16 protein-coding genes are annotated in these 24,195 nt (G+C 74.4%); 12 read left to right on the top strand and 4 right to left on the bottom strand.

Translation table 11 applies throughout. From position 1 onward, the window contains the following. Nucleotides 1-2: 2 nt before the first annotated feature. From ABUW04_RS23530 to ABUW04_RS23520, 3 genes are all read left to right on the top strand, one after another. A complete protein-coding gene (locus ABUW04_RS23530; protein WP_380566490.1) occupies nt 3-1,697 on the top strand; it encodes a DUF885 domain-containing protein in 1,695 nt (564 codons plus the stop codon). 140 nt (nt 1,698-1,837) lie between these two features. Further along, nucleotides 1,838-3,979, top strand: coding sequence for a DUF4139 domain-containing protein (locus tag ABUW04_RS23525; RefSeq protein WP_380566489.1), 2,142 nt, complete (start codon nt 1,838-1,840; stop codon nt 3,977-3,979). 41 nt (nt 3,980-4,020) lie between these two features. Continuing rightward, on the top strand, nt 4,021-5,640 hold the full coding sequence (locus ABUW04_RS23520; RefSeq protein WP_380566488.1) for a mucoidy inhibitor MuiA family protein: 1,620 nt from the start codon (nt 4,021-4,023) through the stop codon (nt 5,638-5,640). On the opposite strand, the gene ABUW04_RS23515 is transcribed toward ABUW04_RS23520, so the two are convergent. Together ABUW04_RS23515 and ABUW04_RS23510 are read right to left on the bottom strand one after the other, a co-directional pair. Then, the gene (locus ABUW04_RS23515; RefSeq protein WP_380566487.1) at nt 5,620-6,765 is read right to left on the bottom strand and encodes a phosphotransferase family protein; all 1,146 of its coding nucleotides are present in this window, start codon (nt 6,763-6,765) and stop codon (nt 5,620-5,622) included. The two genes, ABUW04_RS23520 and ABUW04_RS23515, sit on opposite strands and share 21 nt — an antisense overlap. Beyond that, nucleotides 6,765-7,991 carry a hypothetical protein gene (locus ABUW04_RS23510; RefSeq protein WP_051725596.1) on the bottom strand — a complete coding sequence of 409 codons (1,227 nt, stop codon included), beginning with the start codon at nt 7,989-7,991 and terminating at the stop codon, nt 6,765-6,767. Before ABUW04_RS23510 ends, ABUW04_RS23515 begins: the two co-directional genes overlap by 1 nt. Before the next feature lie 248 nt (nt 7,992-8,239). On the opposite strand from ABUW04_RS23510, the gene ABUW04_RS23505 reads away from it, so the two are divergent. The 5 genes from ABUW04_RS23505 (at nt 8,240) to ABUW04_RS23485 (ending at nt 14,111) form a co-directional block, all read left to right on the top strand. Beyond that, nucleotides 8,240-8,599, top strand: a complete 360-nt coding sequence (locus tag ABUW04_RS23505) for an SAV_915 family protein (protein ID WP_380566486.1) — start codon at nt 8,240-8,242, stop codon at nt 8,597-8,599. Continuing rightward, complete coding sequence (locus ABUW04_RS23500; RefSeq protein WP_380566485.1) at nt 8,596-9,120, top strand: Lrp/AsnC family transcriptional regulator; 525 nt, start codon at nt 8,596-8,598, stop codon at nt 9,118-9,120. Before ABUW04_RS23505 ends, ABUW04_RS23500 begins: the two co-directional genes overlap by 4 nt. A 154-nt stretch (nt 9,121-9,274) precedes the next feature. Then, complete coding sequence (gene lysA / locus ABUW04_RS23495) at nt 9,275-10,585, top strand: diaminopimelate decarboxylase (protein ID WP_051725688.1); 1,311 nt, start codon at nt 9,275-9,277, stop codon at nt 10,583-10,585. A gap of 146 nt (nt 10,586-10,731) precedes the next feature. Continuing rightward, nucleotides 10,732-13,443 carry a sensor histidine kinase gene (locus ABUW04_RS23490; protein WP_380566484.1) on the top strand — a complete coding sequence of 904 codons (2,712 nt, stop codon included), beginning with the start codon at nt 10,732-10,734 and terminating at the stop codon, nt 13,441-13,443. Next, nucleotides 13,440-14,111, top strand: coding sequence for a response regulator (locus tag ABUW04_RS23485; RefSeq protein ID WP_030257309.1), 672 nt, complete (start codon nt 13,440-13,442; stop codon nt 14,109-14,111). The genes ABUW04_RS23490 and ABUW04_RS23485 overlap by 4 nt, the downstream gene beginning before the upstream one ends. 33 nt (nt 14,112-14,144) lie before the next feature. Here the strand turns inward: ABUW04_RS23485 and ABUW04_RS23480 are convergent, their stop codons facing one another. After that, nucleotides 14,145-14,678: a universal stress protein gene (locus ABUW04_RS23480; RefSeq protein WP_380566482.1), complete on the bottom strand. Its 534-nt coding sequence runs from the start codon at nt 14,676-14,678 to the stop codon at nt 14,145-14,147. Between the two features lie 362 nt (nt 14,679-15,040). On the opposite strand from ABUW04_RS23480, the gene ABUW04_RS23475 reads away from it, so the two are divergent. From ABUW04_RS23475 to ABUW04_RS23465, 3 genes are all read left to right on the top strand, one after another. Next, on the top strand, nt 15,041-18,679 hold the full coding sequence (locus ABUW04_RS23475) for a DNA polymerase III subunit alpha (protein ID WP_380566481.1): 3,639 nt from the start codon (nt 15,041-15,043) through the stop codon (nt 18,677-18,679). After that, nucleotides 18,676-19,683 (top strand): DNA polymerase Y family protein, encoded by a 1,008-nt coding sequence (locus ABUW04_RS23470; RefSeq protein ID WP_380566480.1) that lies wholly within the window; start codon nt 18,676-18,678, stop codon nt 19,681-19,683. Before ABUW04_RS23475 ends, ABUW04_RS23470 begins: the two co-directional genes overlap by 4 nt. Before the next feature lie 65 nt (nt 19,684-19,748). After that, on the top strand, nt 19,749-21,098 hold the full coding sequence (locus ABUW04_RS23465) for an MFS transporter (RefSeq protein WP_380566479.1): 1,350 nt from the start codon (nt 19,749-19,751) through the stop codon (nt 21,096-21,098). Nucleotides 21,099-21,147: 49 nt separating this feature from the next. Here ABUW04_RS23465 and ABUW04_RS23460 read toward each other — a convergent pair whose 3' ends face one another. After that, nucleotides 21,148-23,013 (bottom strand): APC family permease, encoded by a 1,866-nt coding sequence (locus ABUW04_RS23460; protein ID WP_380566478.1) that lies wholly within the window; start codon nt 23,011-23,013, stop codon nt 21,148-21,150. Nucleotides 23,014-23,209: 196 nt separating this feature from the next. On the opposite strand from ABUW04_RS23460, the gene ABUW04_RS23455 reads away from it, so the two are divergent. Further along, on the top strand, nt 23,210-24,169 hold the full coding sequence (locus tag ABUW04_RS23455) for a D-2-hydroxyacid dehydrogenase family protein (RefSeq protein WP_380566477.1): 960 nt from the start codon (nt 23,210-23,212) through the stop codon (nt 24,167-24,169). Nucleotides 24,170-24,195 lie beyond the last annotated feature (26 nt).

Here is a 24,195-nt window from a genome sequence, read left to right as displayed (position 1 = left end):
GCATGTCCGACTCATCTGCAGCCAGCGCCCCCCGTACCCCCCGTCAGCTCGCCGACGCCTATGTCGACGCCTACGCCGCCCTGGACCCCGGGGTCGCCGCCGGCCTCGGCGTCAACCTGGACGACGAGCGCCAGCCCGACCTCTCCCCGGCGGGCTTCGACGCCGCCGACGAGCTGGACCGCCGCACCCTGGAGGCGCTCGCCGCACTCCCCGCGGACATCCGCGCCGACCCCGCCGAGGCGGCCTGCGCCCGGCTGCTCACCGAGCGCCTCGGTGCCCGCCGGGCGGTCCACGCGGCCGGGGACCACCTCCGCTCGCTGCGGAACATCTCCTCGCCGCTGCACCAGGTCCGGCAGATCTTCACCATGCTGCCGACCGCGACCGAGCAGGACTGGTCGGTGGTCGCCGGGAAGTTGCGCAACACCCCGGCCGCGCTCCAGGGATACCGGGCGACCCTGACCGAGGGCCTGCGGCGCGGGCTGTACTCCGGGCCGCGCCAGGTGGAGACGCTGATCGGACAGTTCGACGGATGGCTCGGCGCGGACGCGGGCAGCAGCTGGTTCGCCGACTTCGTGGCCGGGGGCCCCGAGGCCCTGCGCCCCGGGCTCGACCGCGCCGCCGCCGCGGCCACCGCCGCCACCGCCGACTTCCGCGACTGGCTCCGGGACGGCTACGCCCCCGCCGCCGCGGGCGCGCCCGACATCGCCGGACGCGAGTACTACCTGCGGGCCGCCCGCTACTGCACCGGCGCCGACCTCGACCTGGACGAGGCCTACGCCTGGGCCTGGACCGAGTTCCACCGCCTGGACGCCGAGATGCGGGTGGAGGCCGACCGGGTCCGCCCCGGGGCCGCGCCGCTGGAGGCCGTCGAGCACCTGGAGGCGCACGGGCACGCGGTCAAGGGCGTCGAGGGCATCCGCAGCTGGCTGCAGCAGCTGATGGACGAGGCCGTCGCCGCGCTCGACGGCACCCACTTCGACCTGGACGGACCGCTGCGCCAGGTCGAGGCGATGATCGCCCCGGCCGGCAGCGCGGCCGCGCCCTACTACACCCGGCCCAGCCTGGACTTCTCCCGTCCGGGCCGGACCTGGCTGCCCGTCCAGGACCGGGAGACCTTCCCGACCTGGCAGCTCGTCAGCACCTGGTACCACGAGGGCGTTCCGGGCCACCACCTGCACCTGACCCAGCGGATGCGCTGCGCCGACCGCCTCTCCACGTTCCAGATGACCCTCGGCAGCGTCAGCGCCGAGACCGAGGGCTGGGCGCTGTACTCCGAGCGGCTGATGGACGAACTCGGCTTCTTCACCGACCCGGGCCGCCGGCTGGGCTTCCTGGACGAGCAGATGCTGCGCACCATCCGGGTGATCATCGACATCGGGATGCACCTGGAGCTGGTGATCCCGGCCGACTCCCCGTTCCACCCCGGCGAGCGCTGGACGCCGGAGCTGGGCGCGGCCTTCTTCGCGGCCTACAACGGCAGCCCGGCCGAGATGCGGGAGAGCGAGATCGTCCGCTACCTGGGCTGGCCGGGCCAGGCCATCGGGTACAAGCTCGGCGAGCGCGCCTGGCGGGCCGGCCGGGAGCAGGCCAGGGCCCGGCACGGGGCCGGCTTCGACCTGAAGGCCTGGCACATGGAGGCGCTGTCCCAGGGGGCGTTCGGGCTGGCCGACCTGACGGAGCAACTGTCCGGGCTCTGATCCGTCCGGACCCGCTCGTCCGGACCCGGTCTGCGGAGCCGGCCTCCGGAGCCGGTCCCATTTCGGGGACAGCGCGGACTTTGTCGGTGCCAGCCTCTAACGTGGCTCGCACGCAGGTTCCGGCGAGGAGGTCATGCACGATGTCCGACATCTCTTCCGAGGACAGTCGACTCGTCTCCGTGGTGGTGTACGCCTCGGGCGCGGTCTGCCGTCGCCGTGCCCTGATCCGGGCCCGGAGCGGCCCGGGTCCGTTCCGGATCGCCCTCGGCGGGCTGCCGCTCGCGCTGGACCCGCACAGTCTGCGGGCCGCTGTGGTCAGCGGTCCGCAGCGGCTGCGGGTGCTCGATGTGCGGCGGGAGGTCGAGGCAGCGCTGCCCTCGGTCGAGGACCTGTCGCCGCTGAAGAGCGCCTGCGACGAGGCGGAGGAGGCGGCGGACGCGGCCGGGGCGGCCCGGGCGGCGCTGGCCGCCCAGGTGGAGCACACCGCCGCGTTGCGTGCCGTCCCGCCCGCCCCGCGCCGGGGCGACCCGCCTCGGCACGCGCCGGCGGACGCGCTGCTGGCGCTGGCCGACTTCGTCGACACCCGGCTGGGGGAGCTGCAGCAGCGGCTGCTCGCGGCCGAGGACGCCGAGCGCGAGGCCCGGCGCGAGGCCGAGATCGCCCGGCGCCGGCTGCGCGCCGCCTCGGGGGCGCTGCCGACCGAGCAGGTCAGCCCGAGCACCACGGTGGTGCTGACGCTCGATCAGGCCGGGACCGCCGGGCCCGAGGAGGGGCCGTCAGGGCAGCCGGACCAGCCGGAACCGGAGATCGAGCTGGAGCTGGAGTACGGGGTCCCGGGCGCGACCTGGACGCCGACCTACCACCTGCGGCTGGACGGCATCCACAGCGACACCCCCGGCGGCAGCCTGGCGATGCGCGCCGTGGTCGCCCAGCGCACCGGCGAGGACTGGACCGGCGTCCGGCTCGGCCTGTCCACCGCCGACCTGCGCCGCCGCACCGAACTGCCCGAGCTCCGCTCGCTGCGGCTGGGCCGCCGGCAGGCCGAGGTGGCACCGATGTTCCGGCGCGAGCCCCCGTCCGGCCTCGCCGAGCTGTTCACCGGGTACGACGCCTTCCCCAAGCCGGCCGCCGCCGAGGCGCAGGCCTCCGCGGCGATGGCGGGCGGAGCCGCGGCGGGCCTGCTGGAGGAGGACGCGGACCTGGCCATGGACACCTTCAGCGTGAAGTCGGTGCGGACCCGGTCGGTGGGCTCGGCCGGCCCCACCGGCGGCCCGGTGCCCTTCCCGCCGGCCATGGCGGCGCCCCCGGCGCCCGCGCCCGGCGGGCCGGCGTACGCGCAGCCGATGCAGGCCATGCGCGCTCCCATGGCCCCCTCCGGCGGCTACGGCGGACCGCCGCGCGAGGCCAAGAAGGCCTTCGGGGCGGCGGCCGCCCAGCAGCCCGAGCCCGACCAGGCCCTGCGCGACCTCGTCCAGCTCGCCCTGGCCGGACCGGACGAACCGGCCGCCGAGCGCGGGCTGCTGCGCCCCGGCGCGGCCGGCTCCGGCGCGGTGGCGACCGAGTACCGCCGGCGCGCCGAGTCCGTCGCGCGGCTGGCGCTGCCGCCGCGCTCCGTGCCGGTCCGCAGCTCCGCCGGATCCTTCGACCACCGCTACGACACCGCGGCCACCGTGGACGTCCCCGCCGACGGCGCCTGGCACACGGTGCCGGTGCTGGAGTTCCCGGTGGAACTGGCCGCCGAGCACATCTGCGTCCCGGCCGTCGACCCCCGGGTCTACGCGGCCGTGCGGCTGGGCAACACCAGTCCGCACGCGCTGCTGGCCGGCGCGGCCGAGGTCACCGTGGACGGGGCCTATCTGATGACGGTTCAGCTGCCGACGCTCGCCCCCGGGCAGCACCGCCGGGTCGGCATCGGGGTGGTCGAGAGCGTGCAGGTGGCCCGGCACACCCGGATGCGGGAGTCGACCGCCGGGCTGCGCGGCGGCACCGTCGTGCTGGAGCACTCGGTCGAGATCGAACTCGTCAACCGGCTCGGGCGTCCGGTCACCGTGGAGGTCCGCGAGCGGGTCCCGGTCGGCGGCGACAAGGACGTCAAGGTCGAGGAGCAGCAGGCGAACCCGCCCTGGACGGTGGTCCCACCGGAGCAGGACGAGCAGCACCAGCGCGGGATGAGGGTCTGGCGGGTCACCCTGGAGCCGCACGCCAAGCAGCAGTTGAACGGCGGCTACGCGGTCAGGATCCCGGCGGCCAAGGCCGTGGTCGACGGCAACCGGAGGCTCTAGTGGCCGACAGGAGGAACGGCCGACAGGAGGAGCTGAGGAGCATGGCCGAGAAGACCGAGGACGGTGCGATCCCCTGCCCGGTCACCGCGGTGACCCTGCTGGAGGACCGGGCCGAGCTCTCGCGCACCGCCGTGCTCGACGGCGGGCTGCCGGCCGGCACCCACCGGCTGCGGCTGGGCCCGGTGGGCCCGCTGGCCGTGGACCGGTCGCTGCGCGCCGAACTGGAGGCGCCGGGGGCCGGGGCGGACATCCGCGACGTGCGCCTGGTCCGGCTCTACACCCCTCCGCCGGAGGGCGCCCCGGGCCCGGACGCCTCGGCGCTGCGCCACCGGGTGCACGAACTCGGCGAGCTGATGCGCCGGTTGGAGGCGGACCGGGACCGCACCGGGGCTCGGGTCGCGGTGCTGGAACAGCTGCTGGACGAGCTGCGCCGGGACATCGCCGAGAGCGCGGGCGCCGGTGCGGCCGACCCGCAGCGCTGGACGGCCGAGCTGGACCGGGCCTACGACGAGCACACCCGGCACGGCGAGGCGCAGCGGCTGCTGCTGCGCCGCATCGCCAGGACCCGTACCGAGCTCGGCAGCGCCCGGGAGGCGCTGGACGCGGCCGAGGAGCAACCGCTGGTGCTGTCCGCCTTCGTGGACGTGGTGATCGAAGCCGGCGAGCCGTTGCCGGAGGGGGCCCGGCTGCAGCTGGTGCACCTCAGCCCCTGCGCGCTCTGGCGGCCCGCCTACCGCGCCGAACTGTCCGCCGACGGGACCTCGCTGGCGCTGCAGTGCGACGCGGTCGCCTGGCAGCGCACCGGTGAGGACTGGACCGGCGCGGCGCTGTCCTTCTCCACCGCCCGGACCACGCTGGCCGCCGAACCGCCGCTGCTGGGCGAGGACGTGCTGCTGCTGGTGGACCGCACCCCGGAGGAGCGGAAGACCATCGAGGTGGACCTGCGGGAGGTCGACATCCAGACCGTGGGCCCCGCGGGCGACGGCCCGGCCGGGCCGTCCGCCGCCTCGGCCGCCGCGCTCGCCCTGCCCGGGGTGGACGACGGCGGCGAGGCCCGGCTGCTGGTCGCGCCGGCGCCGGTGGACCTGCCCTCGGACGGTCGGCCGCACCGGATCGGGCTGGCCTCCGCGACGCTGCCGGCCACGGCCGAGTACAGCTCCGCCCCGGAGCTGTCCGCCCTGGTCACCCAGGTCGCCCGGTTCCGCAACAGCACCGGCCAGGTACTGCTCTCCGGCCCGGTCGACCTGATCCGGGGCAGCGGCTTCGTCGGCCGCGGCGAGCTGCGCTTCACCGCCGAGGGCGCCCCCGCCGAGCTGTCCTTCGGCAGCGAGGACACCTTCCGGGTGACCCGCTCGGTCGAGGAGTCCCGGGACACCACGGCGGTCACCGGACGGACCGTCATCACCCGTACCGTCCGGCTAGCGCTGTCCCGCTTCGCGCCCGCGGACGCCGCGCCGCTGGCGGTGGTGGTGCGCGAGCGCATCCCGGTCTCGGAGATCACCGCGGTCGACGTCCGGCTGGACAAGGAGCGCAGCTCGCCGCAGCCGGAGGGGGTGGACGCCGACGGCATCGTCCGCTACGACCTCACCCTGGCCGCCGACGACCGCCGCACCCTGACACTGGGTTACGAGATCACGGCGTCACGGTCGGTGGCCGTCTGAACCGGGTTCCCGCCTGCCGGGCTGCGCCGCCTCCACCAGCTGCTCCAGCCTGGCCCGGTGCATGATCAGCCGGTCCGGGTCGGCCGGGGCCTCGGCCTCGCCGAAGTGCAGTTGCCGGTAGCCGATCCGCAGCATCACCACGGCGTGCCGCAGCGCCGCGTAGAGCAGGTGGAACTCCATGTCCCGCGGGGTGTGGCCGGTGAGTTCGGCGTAGCGGGCGCAGATCCGGTCCGGTTCCAGGAAGTCCGGCATCCCGGGCAGGCCGGAACCCTCGGTCAGGTCCTGGAAGAAGCGGTGCAGGAAGATCAGCCAGGCCAGGTCCAGCTCGCGCGGACCGACCGAGGCCATCTCCCAGTCGAGCACCCCGACCGGGTCGAAGCCCTGGTAGACGATGTTGCCGACCCTGGCGTCGCCCCAGCTCAGCACGGTCGGGCCCTCGTCCTGCGGCCAGAGCTGCTCCAGCCGGGCGAAGGCCCGCTCGATCAGCGGGGAGCGCGGCCGGCCTTCCACCACCCAGGCGTAGTACTCGCGTTGTTCGTCCACGTGCCGGCGCAGCGGGCTGCGGAACGAGCCGTGCGCGGCAACCGGAGCCAGGAAGGCGGCGTCCTCCGCCGGGACGGCGTGCAGCCCGGCCAGCACCTCCAGGGTGGCCTGCTCCAGATGCGCCCGCTCGGCCGGGGCGGCGTCGAACAGCCAGTTGCCGCCGTAGGTGTAGGGCATCACATCGGGGGGCACCCGGCCCTCCAGCCGTTCCATCACGAATCCGGTGGCGCCCAGCGGGGCCGGGTCGGTCTCCAGTCGCAGCAGCCGGGGCACCGGCACCTTGGTCCGCTCGGCGACCAGCCGGATCGCCCGGTACTGCCGCTCCATGTCGTAGCGCGGGAACACCGCGTAGGCGTTGGTGTCGGCGGCCAGCCGCAGCACGCAGGGCTGGACCGTGCCGTCCGGCCGCCGCAGGTCGAACAGCACCGTCTCGCTGGACATCCCGTTGGAGGGCGGTACGGTCAGCCCGCCCACGGTCGCCCCGGGCAGCCAGCCGGCCACCCAGGCGGCGAGGCGGCGCTGCAGCTCGGCGGGGTCGCGGGTGGTGGTGCGCGGGCGCGGGGCCTGCGGGGCGGCCGGCATCAGCGGGGACCTCCGTCCGGGGTGCCCGGGACGCCGCTGCTGGAGACGCGGCTGCGCGTGACGCTGCCGAAGTCGGTGAAGCCGCTGGGGTCGTGGCGGCCGAAGCTGCCGTGCTCGAAGATCCCGTGGCCGACCTCGCCGTCCAGGGTGAACCGGGCCGCATGGTCGGTGACCCCGTAGGCGGCCGGGCCCAACCCCTTCGGATCGCCGAGGTTGTACACCATGCGCTCGCTCCAGCCCCGGCCCTGCCAGGTGCCGTGCTGCCAGTCCGGTGCCGGCGGGTAGCCGGCGCCGACCGCCAGCGGGCTGCCGAGCAGCACCTCGGCCCGGACCTCCAGCGGCTTGCGGGCGGCGTCGGTGAGGTGGATCACCGCCGAGCGCGGCTCCCGGCCGCCGGGCGCGTAGGCGATGTCGACGTAGGGCCAGCCCAACTGCTCGTCCCTGCGCCCGCTGCCGTCCCGGTACACCGCGACCGCGTCGTTCAGGGTGCGGTAGCCGTCGGCGTCCTCCTGGAGCACCACCATCAGCATCCGGTCCCGGAACCTGATCGGGCACCAGACCCAGTGGAAGCCCTCGGTGCGGTGCTCCTCGGCGGCGCGCCCCGGCTGCTCGCCGGGGATCGGACGGACGCCCCAGCTGCGGTCCCGGGTGCCGGTCCAGCCGTCCGGGGTGACGGTGTACTCGACGCCGGCGGCGCGGATGGTGCCGGAGGGGGCGCCCGCCTGGACGAAGCGCCGCCCCTCCAGGGTGAGCCGGTCGCCGGTGCGGGCCACGTGGTGCGGCTCCCACAGGGCCGGGAACTCCGCCTCCCAGGTCAGGTCGAAGCTGAGCCCCTCCTCGGCGCCGGCGCCCTGGGCGGCGGCGTCCTGATCATCGGGGTCGGGTTCGCAGACCAGCCGCAGCGTGCGCAGCGGCCGGTGCACCTCGATCCGCAGCGGGCCGACGGCCAGCTGCATCCGGTCGTCGCCCAGCGCGTCGGACGCCCGGACGGCGTACAGCCGGTCGCCGATGCGCAGGGTCGCGTAGGCGTCGATCACTCCGGTGTTCGGGTACACCCCCAGGCCGGTGATCAGCAGCGCGCCGCCGTCGTGGTCGAACACATGGAAGATGCAGCGGTCGTAGGCGTTGCGGTCCCCGGTCGCGACATGGCGCATCGAGAGCGGCACCTGGTGCACCGGGTACTCGTCGAGGGGTACCGGACGGTCGGCGTTCGCGTGCTGGGACATGGCTGGTCCTCCCCGGGGCAGCGTTAGCTGACGGTACGTCAGAAACAGCTGCGCGGACCATACCCCTGCAGCCCCTTCGGCCGTCCGGATGGCCCGGAGTCAAGACGACGTCAGCGTCCGGCCCCGGCGGATCAATGAAGCGTCAGGACGGCGGCACGGGTCCGACCTGCGGGCTTAGCGTCGAGTCGCGGCCCGGACCTGATCCACCCACCACCTCACCGGGCCTGGTACGAGAGGACCTGACGGACGTGTCCGAGGACCATACTCACCCCGAGGCGGAGCTCGAACCCGAGCCCGGCCACCACCTGCTGTTCGCCCCGGTGCGCGACACCGCCTGCGGCATGGCGCTGCGGCTGTTCCGCGAGCGCGACGGCTCCCGCTGCGCGGTGGCCTTCAGCACCGAGCAGCGGCTGCGCGCCGTGCTCGGCAGCGCGCAGCGCTGCGTCCCGCTGTCCGAGCCCGCGCTGCGGGAGATGACCGGCCCGATCGGGGTGACCCGCCTGGTCGTGGACCCCAACCTGGTCGCGCCGCCGGTGCGCGAACTCCCCGCCGCCCCGGTCCGGACCGCGCCCAGGCCGCCGGCCGCGCTGCCGCAGCTGCTCCGGTGAGCGGCCCGCACCCACTGACCGCGGCACCCGCGGTCCCCGCCCCCGCCCCCGGACCTGGACCTGCCCCCGCCCTCGACGACCTCGACCGCCGGCTGCTCCAGGCCCTCAGCGAGGACGGCCGGGCCAGGGCACGGACCCTGGCCCGGCGGTTCGGCCTCAGTGAGAGCGCCGTCGCCGCCCGGCTGCGCAGGCTGACCAGCACCGGTGTGGTCACCGGCGTCCACGCCGGGATCGACGCCGCCGCGATCGGCCGCCCGCTGCAGATCCAGATCCGGCTGCGGCTCCGTCCCGGGGCCACCGCGACCGGCGTGGAGCAGGCCGCCGCCAGGATGCCCGCCGTCTACGCCGGTTCCGTCCTCGCCGGGGACCACGACCTGGAGCTGCGGCTGGCCTGCCGGGACACCGCCGAGCTGGCCGCCTCCGTCGCCGAACTGCGACGTTGCGGCGCCGCCGAATGCCAGGTCGAGGTGGTGCTCCGCGGCTTCCTGTACCCGCTGCCGGTGGAGCCGCTCACCAGCTGACCCGACCTCACCACCCCTGCTCTGCCCCGAAGGAGAAGCCGTGCTCACCGCCCGCCGCAGGAACGACCGCGCCGAGGACACCGTCCCGGAGCGCGAAACCGTCCCGGATTGCGACACCGCGCAGGACCGCGACACCGCGCAGGACTGGACGCCGCTGGGCGCCCCCTGGCCGGCCGCCGCCCGCCGCGACGGGGACGACGTGCTGGTCGGCGGGGTCGCGCTGGGCCACGTCGCCGCGCGCTTCGGCACGCCCGTCTACGTCCTGGACGAGGCCGAGGTGCGCGAGCGCTGCCGCGCCTACCGCCGGGCGCTGCCGGACGCCGAGGTGCACTACGCCGCCAAGGCGTTCCTGTGCGGGGCGGTCGCCGAGTGGGTCGAGCAGGAGGGCCTGGGTCTGGACGTCTGCTCGGGCGGCGAGCTGGAACTCGCCGTGACCTGCGGGTTCCCGGCCGAGCGGATCGTGCTGCACGGCAACGCCAAGAGCCCGGAGGAACTGGCCGCGGCGGTGCGCCTCGGCGTGGGGCGGATCGTCGTCGACTCCTTCCCGGAGATCGCCAGGCTCGCCGTGCTGGCCTCGGACGACTGCCCGCAGGACGTGCTGGTCCGGGTGGTGCCCGGGGTCGCCGCCGGGCACCACCCGTCGGTACGGACCGGGACCGACGAGCAGAAGTTCGGCTTCTCGCTGGAACCGGGCGAGTCCGGCGCGGTCAGCGCCGCCGTCGACGCGGTGGACCGGATCCTGCACCAGCCGCACCTGCGCCTGGTCGGCCTGCACTGCCACCTCGGCTCGCAGATCGCCGACACCGCGCCCTACCTCGCCGCGCTGGACCGGCTGGTCCCGCTGCTGGCCTCGGTCCGGGACCGGCACGGGGTCGCCCTGCCCGAGCTGGACCTGGGCGGCGGCCACGCCGTCCCGTACCGGCGCGGCGAACCGGCCCTGGACCTGGAGGAGTTCGCGGCGGCGGTGACCACCCGGCTGGAACAGCTGTGCTCCCGGCACCGGCTGCCGGTGCCCCGGCTGGCCGTCGAGCCCGGCCGCGCGGTCACCGGTCCGGCCGGGGTCGCCGTCTACCGGGTGCTGACGGTCAAGCACAGCCCGGGCGGACTGACCTTCGTCGCCGTGGACGGCGGGATGAGCGACAACCCCAGGCCGGCCCTCTACGGCTCCCGCTACACCGCGACGCTGATCGGCCGGGCGAGCGACGCCCCGCTCGCCGAGGCGCGGGTGGTCGGCCGGCACTGCGAGGCCGGGGACGTGCTGGTGCCCTCGGTGGAGCTGCCCGCCGACGTGCGGCCCGGCGACCTGCTGGCGGTCCCGGCCGCGGGCGCCTACCACCTCTCGATGGCGTCGGGCTACAACCTGGTCGGCCGTCCGCCGCTGATCGCGGTGCGCGACGGCGCGGCGCGGATGCTGATGCGCCGGGAGACCCTGGACGACTTCCGCCGCCGCGACATCGGCCGCTGACCTCCTCCGGAGTGCCCGGTGCGGCAAGCGGCGTCAAGGATCCGTCAAGGTTCGACGGACCCGCGCAAGGGAACCGTCAACCTTCGCGACAGCCCACCTGACGTGCTGTTTCCTGACGATGAGTGCGATGGACGCGGTGGACGCGGATGCGGTTGGTGCGGGGAAGTACAGGAAAGGGAAGCCCGTTGGCACGGTACGGCGGCAAGGGTCGGCTGAAGGTCTTCCTCGGTGCCGCTCCCGGTGTCGGGAAGACCTACCGGATGCTGGACGAGGCACGGCGCCGGGCCGAGCGGGGCACCGACGTGGTGGTGGCCTTCGTGGAGTGCCACGGCCGCCGCAGCACCGAGGAGAAGCTGGCGGGCCTGGAGGTGCTGCCGCGGCTGACGCGGGAGTACCGGGGCGTGTCGTTCACCGAGATGGACCTGGACGCGGTGCTGGCCCGGCGTCCGGAGGTGGCGCTGGTGGACGAGCTGCCGCACACCAATGTGCCCGGCGGCCGGCACGCCAAGCGCTGGGAGGACATCCAGGAGCTGCTGGACGCCGGGATCGACGTGCTGACCACGGTGAACGTCCAGCACCTGGAGTCGCTGAACGACGTGGTCGAGAAGATCACGGGGGTGCCGCAGCGGGAGACCGTGCCGGACGAGGTGGTGCGGCGGGCGGACCAGATCGAGCTGGTGGACGTGGCGCCGGAGGGGCTGCGCCGCAGGATGGCGCACGGCAGCATCTACGCGCCGGAGAAGGTGGACGCGGCGCTGTCGCACTACTTCCGGGTGGGCAACCTGTCGGCGCTGCGGGAGCTGGCGCTGTTCTGGCTGGCCGGGCGGGTGGACGAGGGGCTGCAGAACTACCGTGCCGAGCACGGGATAGCGGCGGTGTGGGAGACCCGGGAGCGGGTGGTGGTGGCGCTGACCGGCGGCCCGGAGGGGGAGACCCTGATCCGCCGGGCCGGACGGATCGCGGCCCGGGCGGCCGGCGGCGACCTGCTGGCGGTGCACGTGGCCCGCAGCGACGGCCTGGCCGACGCCAACCCGGCGGCGCTGGCCGCGCAGCGGCGGCTGGTGGAGAGCCTGGGCGGGAGCTACCACTCGGTGGTGGGCGACTCGGTGCCGCGGGCGCTGATCGACTTCGCCCGTGCCGAGAACGCCACCCAGCTGGTGCTGGGCACCAGTCGGCGCGGCACCCTGGTGCGTTCGCTGACCGGGCGCGGGATCGGCGAGACGGTGGTCGCCCTCTCCGGCGACATCGACGTCCACATGGTCACCCATGAGCAGTCCGGCCGGGGCCGGCGGCTGCCGGTGCCGGGGCGGCTGCACTCCCCGTCGCGCCGGATCGCCGGGCCGCTGGCCGGCCTGGTCACCCCCTTCCTGCTCACCGCGCTGCTCAGCGGGACCAGGGGCACGGTCAACCTGACCAGCGACATCCTGGTGTTCCTGGTCGCGGTGGTGGGGGTGTCGCTGCTGGGCGGGGTGATCTCGGCCCTGCTGGCGTCGCTGGTCGCGTCGCTGCTGCTGAACTACTACTTCATACCGCCGATCCACCGGTTCACCATCAACGACCCCAACAACCTGCTGGCCCTGGTGGTCTTCGCGGTGGTGGCGATCGCGGTGGCGGTGGTGGTGGACCGGGCCGCGCGGCTGGCCCGGCGGGCGGCCCGGGCCACGGCCGAGGCGGAGACGCTGTCGGCGCTGGCCGGCAGCGTGCTGGGCGGGGAGAGCGCGGTGGAGGCGCTGCTGGCCCGGCTGCGGGAGACCTTCGGCATGGACTCCGTCGAACTGCGCGACACCTCCCCCGAGGGGGGTTCGGAGGAGACGGAGGTGGAGGCGGAGGTGGAGCAACGGCAGGAGCCGGTCCGGGAGGGCGAGGCGGTGGAGGAGGTACCGGTGGGGGACGACGCGGTGCTGGTGCTGCGCGGACGGCCGCTGCCGGCCGCCGACCGCCGGGTGCTGGCGGCCTTCGCCGCGCACGTGGCGGCGGCGCTGGACCGGGCCCGGCTGGCCGAGGTGGCCGCCGAGGTGGAGCCGGTCAAGGCCGCCGACCGGATGCGCACCGCGCTGCTGGCCGCGGTCAGCCACGACCTGCGCACCCCGCTGGCGGTGGCGCTGGCCTCGGTCAGCTCGCTGCGCAGCCAGGACGTCCAGTTCTCGCCCGAGGACCAGCAGGAGCTGCTGGCCAGCGCCGAGGACTCGCTGGGCAAGCTGAACCGGCTGGTCGACAACCTGCTGGACATGAGCCGGCTGCAGGCCGGCGTGCTGCCGATGGACCTGCAGCCCACCGCCCTGGAGGACGTGCTGTCCGCCGCGGTGGACTCGCTGGCGGACGGCAGGCCGCCCAACCTCAGGGTGCAGGGGCTGGAGGAGGCCCCGGCCGTGCTGGCCGACGGCCCGCTGCTGGAGCGGGTGGTCGCCAACCTGGTCGCCAACGCGCTGCGGCACGGCGGCGACGCCCCGGTCCTGGTCACCGCGAGCGCACTGGCCGGGCAGGTCGAGTTCCGGGTCGTCGACCACGGGCCAGGACTGCCCGAGGACGACCGGGAGCGGGTGTTCCTGCCGTTCCAGCGGCTGGGCGACACCGACAACGGCAGCGGGGTGGGCCTCGGGCTCGCCCTCTCCCGGGGGCTCACCGAGGCCATGGGCGGCACCCTCGTCCCCGAGGACACCCCCGGCGGCGGCCTGACCATGGTCCTCTCCCTGCCGGCCCCCACGGCGACCCCGGACCCGGCTGCCCCCGTACCGGACCCGGCCGCCGCGCCCGCATCCGCGCCCGAACCCGCATCCGCGCCCGAACCGGCGCCCGCGCCTGCACCCGCATCCGCGTCCTCCTACGCGACGGCCCCGGACGGAGAAGCCCACCCGTGACCCGAGTCCTCATCGTGGACGACGAACCGCAGATGCTGCGGGCACTGCAGATCAACCTGGAGGCCCGCCAGTACACGGTGGCCACCGCCCAGGACGGCAGCCGTGCCCTGGACGAGGCCGCCGCCTTCCCGCCCGACGCGGTCATCCTCGACCTCGGCCTGCCCGGCCTGGACGGCACCGAGGTGATCCGCGCGCTGCGGGTCTGGAGCGCGGTCCCGGTCATCGTGCTCTCCGGCCGCTCCGGCGCGACCGACAAGGTCATCGCCCTGGACGCCGGCGCCGACGACTACGTGACCAAGCCGTTCTCGATGAACGAACTCCTGGCCCGGCTGCGCGCGGTGCTGCGCCGCCCGGCCTCGGACGAGCCCATCGGCGGCAGCGCGGTGATCGGCGACCACACCGTGGACCTGGCCGGCTGCACCGTACGCCCGGTCCCGGTCCGGCTGACCCCGACCGAGTGGCGCATCCTCACGGTGCTGGTGCAGCATCCGGGCCGGTTGGTGACCGGCCGTCAACTCCTGCTGGACGTCTGGGGACCGGGGCACGAACGCAAGACCAACTACCTCCGGGTCTACCTGGCCGGGCTGCGCCGCAAGCTCGAACGCGACCCGGCCCACCCCCGGCACCTGCTGACCGAGCCGGGGATGGGCTACCGCTTCGAGCCGTGAGCGAGCCGTGGGCCTGCGTGGCCGACCGCGCGGCTACTGCCGCGCGTCGGTGCCCGCGTACGCCTCCACCGGGAGGGCCGGCAGGCGGTGCCGCTGGCGCAGCGGCATCTGGGCCAGCAGCGCGGGCGGCGGCACCGCCAGGACCGGGCAGCCGGCGTGCGCCACGCAGAAGCGGCTGACCGAGCCATGGGTGATCCTGGCGAACAGCCCGCGTTCGCCGGCGCCCACGACCAGCAGGTCGTCCGGGCGGTCGGCGATGTCCACCAGCGCCCGCCCCGCCTCCGCGCGGATCACCATCGGACGGACCACCAGCCCGCCGGGGAACCCGCCGAAGGCCTCGTCGAAGCTGTTGCGCAGCCGCGCGCAGGCCTGCCGCTCCCAGAGCTTGAGCAAGTCGGGGCAGGGGGCCCGGCGGTAGCCGGTCTCGCCGCCCACCGGGGTCCAGGCCAGCGCGGCCCACAGCTCCGCCGGGCCGCGCCGGGCCTCGCCCACCGCGGCCCGCAGCGCCGCGAGGCTGCTCGGGGACCCACTGACCCCCACCACGACCCGCCGGATCGCCGTCGTCATTTCCGTCCGTCCCGCCTCTGTGCCCCGGAGTTCTCCCCGCTATCGGACCTCGCGACAACGTCCCAGGCCAGAGCTTTGACACCGCCCTGACGGGGCAGCCGCCCGCTTTGACGCGGTCTTGACCGGCCCCGGACGGGATCCACATCACGGGCACGGTCACCTACCCGAAGCAGACCGACGGCTGAGCCGTGTGACCGGCATCCGCCTGCCGGCGTGGGCAGTCGCGCCCCACCTCCCTTCCTTCCAGTTCATCCGACACATTCCATCGAATACATGTTCGAGAGATGCCCCTATGATGGATGGGAAGGCTGTGGTCCGAGGGTCGGATGGGGAGGGGAGCGGGTGACTGGTAGGAGGCGGCTGTGGCGTTTACGCATCTGCGTGCCGTCTCCGGGTTCTCCGCCCGTTACGGCGCCAGCCACCCGGAGCGGCTGGCCGAGCGCGCCGTCGAGCGCGGTCTGGACGCGCTCGCGCTGACCGACCGGGACACCCTCGCCGGCGCCGTCCGCTTCGCCAAGGCCTGCCAGAAGGCCGGGATCCGGCCGCTGTTCGGGGTGGACCTGGTGCTGCCCTGCCACACGGACGCGACACCCGTCCAGGCACGCCCCCAGGACCCGGCGCGGACCGAGTCTGTCGTGCGCCGCCGCACGCCCGTGCGCGGGGGTGCGTTCATCGACGAGAGCGCTCCGCGCGGGGTGTTCCTGGCGCGCGACCGGGCGGGCTGGGCAGCGCTGTGCGCCCTGGTCACGGCCGCGCACGCCGGTGCCGGCGACATGCCCGCCCTCGGCTGGCCCGATCTCGAACAGATCGCCGACGCGGCGGCCGGCCACCTCTTCGTGCTGCTCGGCCCCGGCTCCGAGGTCGGTGCCGCGCTCGCGGCCGGGCGCCCGGACCGCGCCGCCCGGCTGGTCGCGCCCTGGCGGCGGCTGTTCCCCGACGCCCTGCGCCTGGAGGCCGTGCACCACCCGGGCGCGGCCACCGCGGGCACCGGCCCCGGCAGTCTGCGGCTGGCTGCCCGCACCCTGGCCTTCGCCGAGGAGCAGGGCCTGCCCGCCGTGCTCACCAACCAGGTCCGCTACGCCGACCCCGGCGGCCGGCGGCTCGCCGACGTCCTGGACTCGGCCCGGCTGCTGGTGCCCGTCGACGCCCGCAAGCCGCAGCAGCGGGACAGCGGCGAGGGCTGGCTCAAGGACAGCGGGGACATGGCCGGGCTCGCCGAGCGGATCGCCGACGCCGCAGGCCAGGGCCGCGACGGCGCCCGCCGGCTGCTCGCGGCGACCCGCGCGGTCGCCGAGGCCTGCCTGGTGGACCCGCAGGACGACCTGGGGCTGGGCACGGTGCACCTCCCCGAGCCGGTGCTGGTCGGCGCCGACCGCCGGGGCACCGACCGGGTGCTGCGCTCGCGCTGCGTCACCGCGATGGTCCGCCGCGGCTACCACCGCCGTCCCGACCAGCGGAAGTACTGGAAGCGCCTGGACGCCGAGTTGGACACCATCGCCCGGCTGCGCTTCGCCGGCTACTTCCTCACCGTCGCCCAGGTCGTGGACGACACCAGGGCGCTGGGCATCCGGGTCGCCGCGCGCGGCTCGGCGGCCGGCTCGCTGGTGGTCCACCTGCTCGGCATCGCCACCGCCGACCCGGTCGAACACGGGCTGCTGATGGAGCGCTTCCTCTCGGTCAGCCGCCGGGCGATGCCCGACATCGACATCGACGTGGAGTCGGCCCGGCGTCTGGACGTCTACCGGGCGATCTTCGAACGCTTCGGCGCGGAGCGCACCGCCACCCTCGCCATGCCGGAGACCTACCGGGTCCGCCACGCCATCCGCGACACCGGTGCGGCGCTGGGCCTGGACCCGCAGACCATCGACCGCCTCGCCAAGGCCTTCCCGCACATCCGGGCCAGGGACGCCCGCACCGCCCTCGCCGAACTGCCCGAACTGCGCGAGGTCGCGGCCGAGGACCACGGCCCGCTGTGGGAACTGGTCGAGGGCCTGGACGGGCTGTCGCGCGGCACCGCCATGCACCCCTGCGGTGTGATCATCTCGGACGCATCGCTGCTCACCCGCACTCCGGTGGTGCCCACCCCCGGCGAGGGCTTCGCCATGTCGCAGTTCGACAAGGAGGACGTGGAGGACCTCGGCCTGCTGAAGCTGGACGTCCTGGGCGTCCGGATGCAGTCGGCGATGGCGCACGCCGTCGCCGAGATCGCCCGCGCCACCGGCGAGCGGATCGACCTGGACGACCCGGTGCAGGTCCCGCCCGAGGACCCGGCGGCGATGGCGCTGATCCGCTCCGCCGAGACCCTGGGCTGCTTCCAGGTCGAGTCGCCGGGCCAGCGCGACCTGGTCGGACGGCTGCAGCCGGAGACCTTCGAGCACCTGGTGGTGGACATCTCGCTGTTCCGCCCTGGGCCGGTGGCGGCCGACATGGTCAAGCCCTTCATCGAGGCCCGGCACGGCCGCAGCACCCCCGCCTATCCGCACCAGGACCTGATCGAGCCGCTGAAGGAGACCTACGGCGTGGTCATCTTCCATGAGCAGGTGATCGAGATCATGCGCATCATGACCGGCTGCGACCGGGGCATGGCCGACGATGCCAGGCGCGGGCTGTCCAAGCCGGAGACCCAGGGCCGGGTCAGGGCCTGGTTCGGCGAGGGCGCCCGCAGGCGCGACTACAGCGCCGAGGTGATCCGCCGCACCTGGGAGATCCTGGAGGCGTTCGGCGCCTACGGCTTCTGCAAGGCGCACGCCACGGCCTTCGCCGTGCCGACGTACCAGTCGGCCTGGCTCAAGGCGCACCGGGCCGCCGCCTTCTACGCCGGGATCCTCACCCATGACCCGGGGATGTACCCGAAGCGGCTGCTGCTCGCGGACGCCCGACGGCGCGGGGTACCGGTGCTGCCGCTGGACGTGAACCGGTCCGAACAGGATTTTAGAATCGAACTGGTGTCTGATGAGAGCTCCCGGAACGGACGCTGGGGTGTCCGGATGGCGCTGTCCGAGGTCCAGGGCATCACCGAGGCCGAGGCCGCCCGGATCACCTCGGCCAGGGTCGGCCGGCCGTACGGCTCGCTGCCCGACCTCTGGCACCGGGCCCGCCCCTCCCGTCCGCTCGCCGAACGCCTGGTGCAGGTCGGCGCGCTGGACCCGCTGGCCCGCGGCGCGGGCCGCCGCGACCTGCTGCTCCAGCTCGCCGACCTGCACCGGGAGGACCGCGGCCGCCCCGGAGACGGCCAACTCCCGCTGATGGCAGCCGATCCGGACGCGCCTGCTGATCCCTCCGGCCTGCCCGAGCCCGACGCCGACGCCCGCCTCGGCGCGGAGCTGGAGATCCTCGGACTCGACGCCTCCCGGCACCTCATGACGACCCATCACGCCTTCCTGGAAGAGCTCGGGGTCACCTCGGCGGCCCGGCTGCGGCAGACCCGCCACGGTGCGTCGGTCCTGGTCGCGGGCATCAAGGCGGCCACCCAGACGCCCCCGATCCGCTCCGGCCGCCGGGTCATCTTCACCACCCTGGACGACGGCAGCACCGCGGGCCTGGTCGACCTCGCCTTCTTCGAGGACAGCCACCCCCGCTGCGCCGCCGTGGTCTTCCACCACGGTCTGCTGCTGGTCAGGGGCATCGTCCAGCGGCGCGGGCGGCAGAGCCTCAGCGTGGTCGGCAACGCCGCCTGGAGCCTGACCGAACTGGCCGAACTGCGCCGCACCGGCGGCCTGGGAGCCGTCGCCGCACGCCTCGCCGCCGACGCCGCCCCTGATGCGGCTCTCGATGCCGCCCCCGACGCCGAGCCCGCCGAGGCGGAGCCCGCGCGGCCCGGCCCTGAGCGGCCCGGCCCCGCGCAGCCCGGCCCCGAGGAAGGACCCCCCGCACAACCCGGCCGCAGCATCCGGATGTCCACCGGCTACGAGCTGCACCCCTGGGCCGACCTCAAAACCCCCGGCAGCCCGGTCGCCGACACCCGCCGCCTCTGGCACTCCAGCCCCGGGAGCGCAGGATGACCGACCGTCAGATCTCCATCCTGCACGTGGTCCTGCGTCGGCCCGGTGTCGCCGCCCCACTCGCCGCCGAGGCCTACGACCAGGTCCTGGGCCTGCTGCGGGGTATCACCCCGGTGGTCGAACCGCTGCCCCCGGACGCCGCCCTGCTCGACGTCCGGGGAGCGCAGCGCTACTTCGGCACCGACGCGGTCCAGCTCGCCGAGATGATCAGGGTCCGCGCCCTCGCCCAGCAGGACGTCGACTGCACCATCGGCCTCGCCGCCAACCCGCTGCTGGCCCGGCTCGCCGCCAACACCTCCAGCACGACCGGCGGGATCCACGTCCTGGCCGACCCCGAGGCGGCGCGGGCCTTCCTCGACCCGCTGCCGGTCCTCGCCCTGCCCGGGGTCGGCCCGGCCACCGCCCGCACCCTCGGCGGCTACGGCCTGGACACCGTCGGCCGGCTCGCGGCGGCCCCGCTGCCCACCCTCCAGCGCATCCTCGGCGCGTCCGCAGGCCGTCAACTCCACCAGCGCGCCCGGGGAATCGACCCCACCCCGGTCGCCACCGGCACCCCGACCCGCTCCCTGGCCGCCGAGCACAGCTTCGACCGCGACGAACTCGACCCGGTCGAACACCGGCGCGCGCTGCTCGACCTCACCCACCACCTGGGCGCCCGGCTGCGCACCGGCGGCCAGGCCACCGGCGCGCTCACCCTCACCGTCCGCTACGCCGACCGCTCCACCAGCACCCGCAGCCGCACCCTCGCCGAGCCCACCGCACACACCCCGGCCCTGACCACCACCGCCTACCGGCTCCACGACGCCCTGGGCCTGCAACGGGCCAGGGTCCGCGGCATCACCCTCCGCGCCGAGGGCATCCGCCCCGCCGAACTGGCCCCGCACCAACTCAGCCTGGACCCGGTCGACGACCGCAACCACCGCATCGAAGCCGTCATCGACCGCACCACCACCCTCTTCGGCAGCACCGGCCTCACCAGAGCCTCGCTGCGCCGTGTCGCCTGACCAGAAGGCTGCGCTACCCTCCTTCGAACACTGACGACTGTCATGTCTCGGGCTACGGGGGCCTCGTGATATCCGCACGCGTGGAGAAGCTGCTGATCAACCGTGACTTCGCACGGCTCTGGTACGGGGAGGCGGTCTCCACCGTCGGGGACTACGTCTTCGACACCACCCTGGTGCTGTGGGTCGCGACGGTCCTCGGGAAGGGCCGGCCCTGGGCGCCGGCGGCGGTCAGCGGGGTGATGCTGGCGGTCGGTGCGGCGGCGCTGGTGGTCGGGCCGCTGGCCGGAGTGTTCGTCGACCGCTGGGAGCGCAAGCGCACCATGCTGCGCACCGAGGTGGTTCGCGGGACGGCGGTGGGAGTGCTCGCCGTGCTGTCGTTCCTGCCGGTCTCGGCACTTCCGGTCGGGGCCTGGCTGGGCCTGATCTACGCCCTGGTGTTCCTGGTCAACGCCACCGGGCAGTTCTTCAACCCGGCCAGGCTGGCCGTGATCGGCGAGGTGGTCGAGGGCGACGCGGACCGCGCCCGGGCGGCCGGCCTGGGCCAGGCCACCATGGCGACCGCCTCCCTGATCGGGCCGCCGCTGGCGGCACCGCTGCTGTTCACCGCCGGGTTCCAGTGGGCGCTGCTGCTCAACGCCCTTTCCTATGCCTTCTCCTGGGCGGCGGTGCGCTCGGTGCGCGTCCCGGCCCATCCGCAGCCGGCTCGGGACGGCGCCGAACACCCGGACCTGCGTGGGGAGTTCGTCTCCGGGCTGCGCTTCTTCGCGGGCAACCGGGTGCTGGTGGTGATCCTCGCCGTCGCCGCGATCGTGGCCTGCGGGGCCGGGGCGATCAACTCCCTCGACATCTTCTTCGTCACCGAGAACCTGCACGCGAACCCGCACATCTACGGCTTCATGGAGACGGTCTTCGGCGTCGGCCTGATCGTCGGTGCGGTGGGGGCGGGCGCGGTGGTGAAACGGTTCGGTGCGCGCAACACCCTCTGGTTCGCCCTGGCCCTCACCGGGCTGGTACTGGTGGGCTACGCCCGGCAGAGCCAGCTCTGGGCCGGCATGCTGGTGATCGGTCTGGTCGGTGTTCCGCTGGCGATGGTCAACACCGCGGTGTCGCCGCTGGTGCTGGCGGCGACACCGCAGGAGTACCTGGGCCGGGTGATGGCGGTGATCAACCCGGCGATCCAGCTCGCCTCCATGCTCTCGGTGGTGGTCGCCGGCTGGCTCGCGAGCACCGTGCTGCAGAACCTGCACGCGCGGGTCGCGGGGATGACCTTCGGCCGGATCGACACCGTCTTCACCGCCTCGGGGATCTTCGTGCTGCTGGCCGGCCTCTACGCCATGGTCGCCCTTCCCGCTGGCGGCCCCGGGCAGCAGCCGGAAGCGGAACCCGAACCGGCCGGGTCCGCCACAGCGGCCTGATCCGCAATGCGCCCAGCCGCCACGCGTTCAGCCGCCACGCGTCCAGCCCCTACGCGTCCAGTCGCAACCGGAGCCGGCACACCGCCGCCGTGGTGCCGTGCCGCACCGCGCGGGAGATCAGCGCTCCGCGCTGGTTGTGCAGCGGCCACTGCCACCAGTGGGCCGGTTCCACCTCGGGGATCAGCACGGTCACCCGGTCGTAGGCGTGGGCCGCGGCCAGTTCCTGCAGGTAGCCGACCAGCGGACGGGTCAGCTCCCGGCGTGCGGAGACCACGCTCACCAGCGGGACCTGCGGGTTCCACAGCTCCCAGTCCCGTCGCAGCGCCTCGGCCGCGGCGCACTCCTCGGCGTCCGGCTCGCAGGCCTCCACGGTGACCGCCACCACCTCGTCGCCCAGCGAGACCGCTGTCGACAGGGCCTCCTGGGTGAGCCGGGAGAGTGCCCCCACCGGTACCACCACCAGCGAGTGACGCCTGGTCAGCGGAGCCGGGACGTCGCCCAGGCCGAGCTGCCGGCCGATCCGCTCGTACGACCGCCGCACCCGGGAGAACAGCAGCACCAGCAGCGGCAGCACCAGGCAGATGATCCAGGCGCCCTCGGTGAACTTGGTGACCGTCTCCACCACGGTCGCGCTCGCGGTGAGCAGCGCGCCGAAGCCGTTCAGCAGCGCCTTGCCGTGCCACCCCGGCACCAGGTTCGCCCGCCAGTGCCGGACCATGCCGACCTGGCAGATGGTGAAGCCGACGAACACCCCGATGGCGAACAGCGGCACCAGGTTGTTGACGTCGCCGCCCGAACCGACCAGCAGTACCGCCGAGGCCAGCGCCAGCGCGAGCACCCCGTGCCGGTAGACCTGGTGGTCGGCGCGCAGCGCGAAGACATGCGGCAGGTGGTTGTCCCTGGCCAGCAGCCGCAGCAGTACCGGCAGGCCGCCGAAGGAGGTGTTCGCGGCCAGCGCCAGCAGCATGGTCGCGAACTGCACCAGGTAGAAGCCGAATCCGTGGCCCAGCGAGGCGTCGGTGAGCTGTGCCAGCACGGTGACCCCGGCGACCGGCTGCAGATGGAACCGGCCGATCAGCAGCGCCAGACCGACCAGCATCACACCGAGCAACCCGCCCAGCGCCACCTCGGTCCGCTGGGCCCGCTTGACGCCCGGACGGCGGAAGGACGGCACCGCGTTGGCGATGGCCTCGACGCCGGTGAGCGCCGAACAGCCCGAGGCGAAGGCCCGCAGGAGCAGCAGCACGCCCACCGAGCTTGCGTCGGAGGCGAGTTCGGAGCTGTGGCCGGTGGCCAGGACGCCCACGGGCGCGTTGCGGAACAGGCCGACGACGATCACGGTCAGGATGGAGAGCACGAAGACGGCGGTGGGGATCATGAACACCCGGGCCGACTCGGCGATCCCGCGCAGGTTGACGCCGGTCACCAGGACCAGCACCACCAGGCAGAGCCAGACCCGGTCGCCGTAGAGGCCGGGGAAGGCCGATGTGAGCGCGGCCACCCCGGCGGTGACGGACACCGCGACGTTGAGCACGTAGTCAATCACCAGCGAGGCCGCCGAGACCAGCGCGGTGCGGCGGCCCAGATGGGCCTTGGCCACGGCGTAGGAGCCGCCGCCGTCCGGGAAGGCGGCGATGACCTGGCGGTAGGAGAGGGTCAGCACCCCCAGCAGCGCCGCGATGGCCAGGGTGACCGGGAGGGTGAAGCCGAGCCCGTGCGCCCCTGCGGCGGCGAGCACCACCACGATCGCCTCGGGCCCGTACGCCACCGAGGCCATGGCGTCCAGCGACAGCGCCGCCAGGCCCCCGAGCGCGGACAGCCGATGCCGGTCGGCACCAGTAACGGCACCCGCGGGCGGATCAGGAGGCTCCTCGTCCTCGTCCCGAACCGCCGACACCCCACCGGGTACGGACATCGACCCACCCCTTCTGCCAAGTCAAGCCATGCCGAACAGCTGTCCATGATCCGCTTCCGGTCGTACGTCCGTACGCGTTTCTGATGCTTCCTTGACGGTCGGGCACCCGATCCCGACACAAACCTGACGAGGCGCCCGTCCCGGCCGTTCCCGGCTGTCCCGATTCCGGGGACAGGCCCCGTCATAGGCTGGAGCCATGAAACTGCGCTGCGCCGTCCTCGACGACTACCAGAACGTCGCCACCGCCATGGCCGACTGGACCCCCCTCGCCGACGAGCTCGACCTCGTAAGTTTCACCGGGCACTTCGCCACCGAGGAGGAGCTGGTCCGTGCGATCGAGCCGTTCGACATCGTGGTCACGCTGCGCGAGCGGGTGCCCTTCCCGGCGGCGCTGTTCGACCGGCTGCCCCGGCTGCGGCTGCTGGTCGCGTCCGGTATGCGCAATGTCGCCATCGACATGGACGCCGCCCGCGAGCGCGGGGTGACCGTCTGCGGTACCGGCAGCAGCTCCACCCCGCCGGTCGAGCTCACCTGGGCGCTGCTGCTGGGCCTCGCCCGCGGCCTCGTCGCCGAGAGCACCGCCCTGCGCAGCGGCGGCCCCTGGCAGAGCACGGTCGGCGCGGACCTGGCCGGCCGCCGGCTGGGGCTGCTGGGCCTGGGGAAGATCGGCAGCCTGGTGGCGAGGATCGGACTGGCCTTCGGTATGGAGGTGATGGCCTGGAGCAGCAACCTCACCAAGGAGCGGGCCGACGAGGTCGGCGTCGAACTCGCCTCCGGCCTCGACGACCTCCTGGCGACCAGCGACTTCGTCTCCGTCCACCTCGCCCTGGGGGACCGCAGCCGCGGCCTGCTCGGTCCGGCCGAACTCGCCCTGATGAAGCCGACCGCCTACCTGGTCAACACCTCCCGCGCCGCCATCGTGGACCAGGACGCGCTGCTGGCCGCACTCCGCGAAGGCCGTATCGCCGGCGCCGGTCTCGACGTCTTCGACCAGGAACCGCTCCCGGCCGACCATCCGATGCGCACCGCGCCCCGGCTGCTGGCCACCCCGCACCTGGGCTATGTCTCCGAGGCCAACTACCGCACCTACTTCACCCACGCCGTCGAGGACATCCAGGCCTATCTCGCCGGATCCCCGGTCCGCCGCCTCAACTGAGCAGTCGCCACGCAGAAGTTCGCCAC

Source organism: Streptacidiphilus jeojiensis, assembly GCF_042510965.1.
GTDB classification, from domain to species: Bacteria; Actinomycetota; Actinomycetes; order Streptomycetales; family Streptomycetaceae; genus Streptacidiphilus; species Streptacidiphilus jeojiensis.
This window is presented reverse-complemented; position numbering and strand designations above follow the sequence as displayed.

What these genes read in the sequence shown, in the direction of transcription:
- ABUW04_RS23520 (WP_380566488.1), top strand. Translation starts at nt 4,021, where the DNA reads ATGGCCGAGAAGACCGAGGACGGTGCGATCCCCTGCCCGGTCACCGCG.
- ABUW04_RS23490 (WP_380566484.1), top strand. Translation starts at nt 10,732, where the DNA reads ATGCGGTTGGTGCGGGGAAGTACAGGAAAGGGAAGCCCGTTGGCACGG.
- ABUW04_RS23510 (WP_051725596.1), bottom strand. Translation starts at nt 7,991, where the DNA reads ATGTCCCAGCACGCGAACGCCGACCGTCCGGTACCCCTCGACGAGTAC.
- ABUW04_RS23455 (WP_380566477.1), top strand. Translation starts at nt 23,210, where the DNA reads ATGAAACTGCGCTGCGCCGTCCTCGACGACTACCAGAACGTCGCCACC.
- ABUW04_RS23515 (WP_380566487.1), bottom strand. Translation starts at nt 6,765, where the DNA reads ATGCCGGCCGCCCCGCAGGCCCCGCGCCCGCGCACCACCACCCGCGAC.
- ABUW04_RS23470 (WP_380566480.1), top strand. Translation starts at nt 18,676, where the DNA reads ATGACCGACCGTCAGATCTCCATCCTGCACGTGGTCCTGCGTCGGCCC.
- ABUW04_RS23525 (WP_380566489.1), top strand. Translation starts at nt 1,838, where the DNA reads ATGTCCGACATCTCTTCCGAGGACAGTCGACTCGTCTCCGTGGTGGTG.
- ABUW04_RS23530 (WP_380566490.1), top strand. Translation starts at nt 3, where the DNA reads ATGTCCGACTCATCTGCAGCCAGCGCCCCCCGTACCCCCCGTCAGCTC.
- ABUW04_RS23480 (WP_380566482.1), bottom strand. Translation starts at nt 14,678, where the DNA reads ATGACGACGGCGATCCGGCGGGTCGTGGTGGGGGTCAGTGGGTCCCCG.
- ABUW04_RS23460 (WP_380566478.1), bottom strand. Translation starts at nt 23,013, where the DNA reads ATGTCCGTACCCGGTGGGGTGTCGGCGGTTCGGGACGAGGACGAGGAG.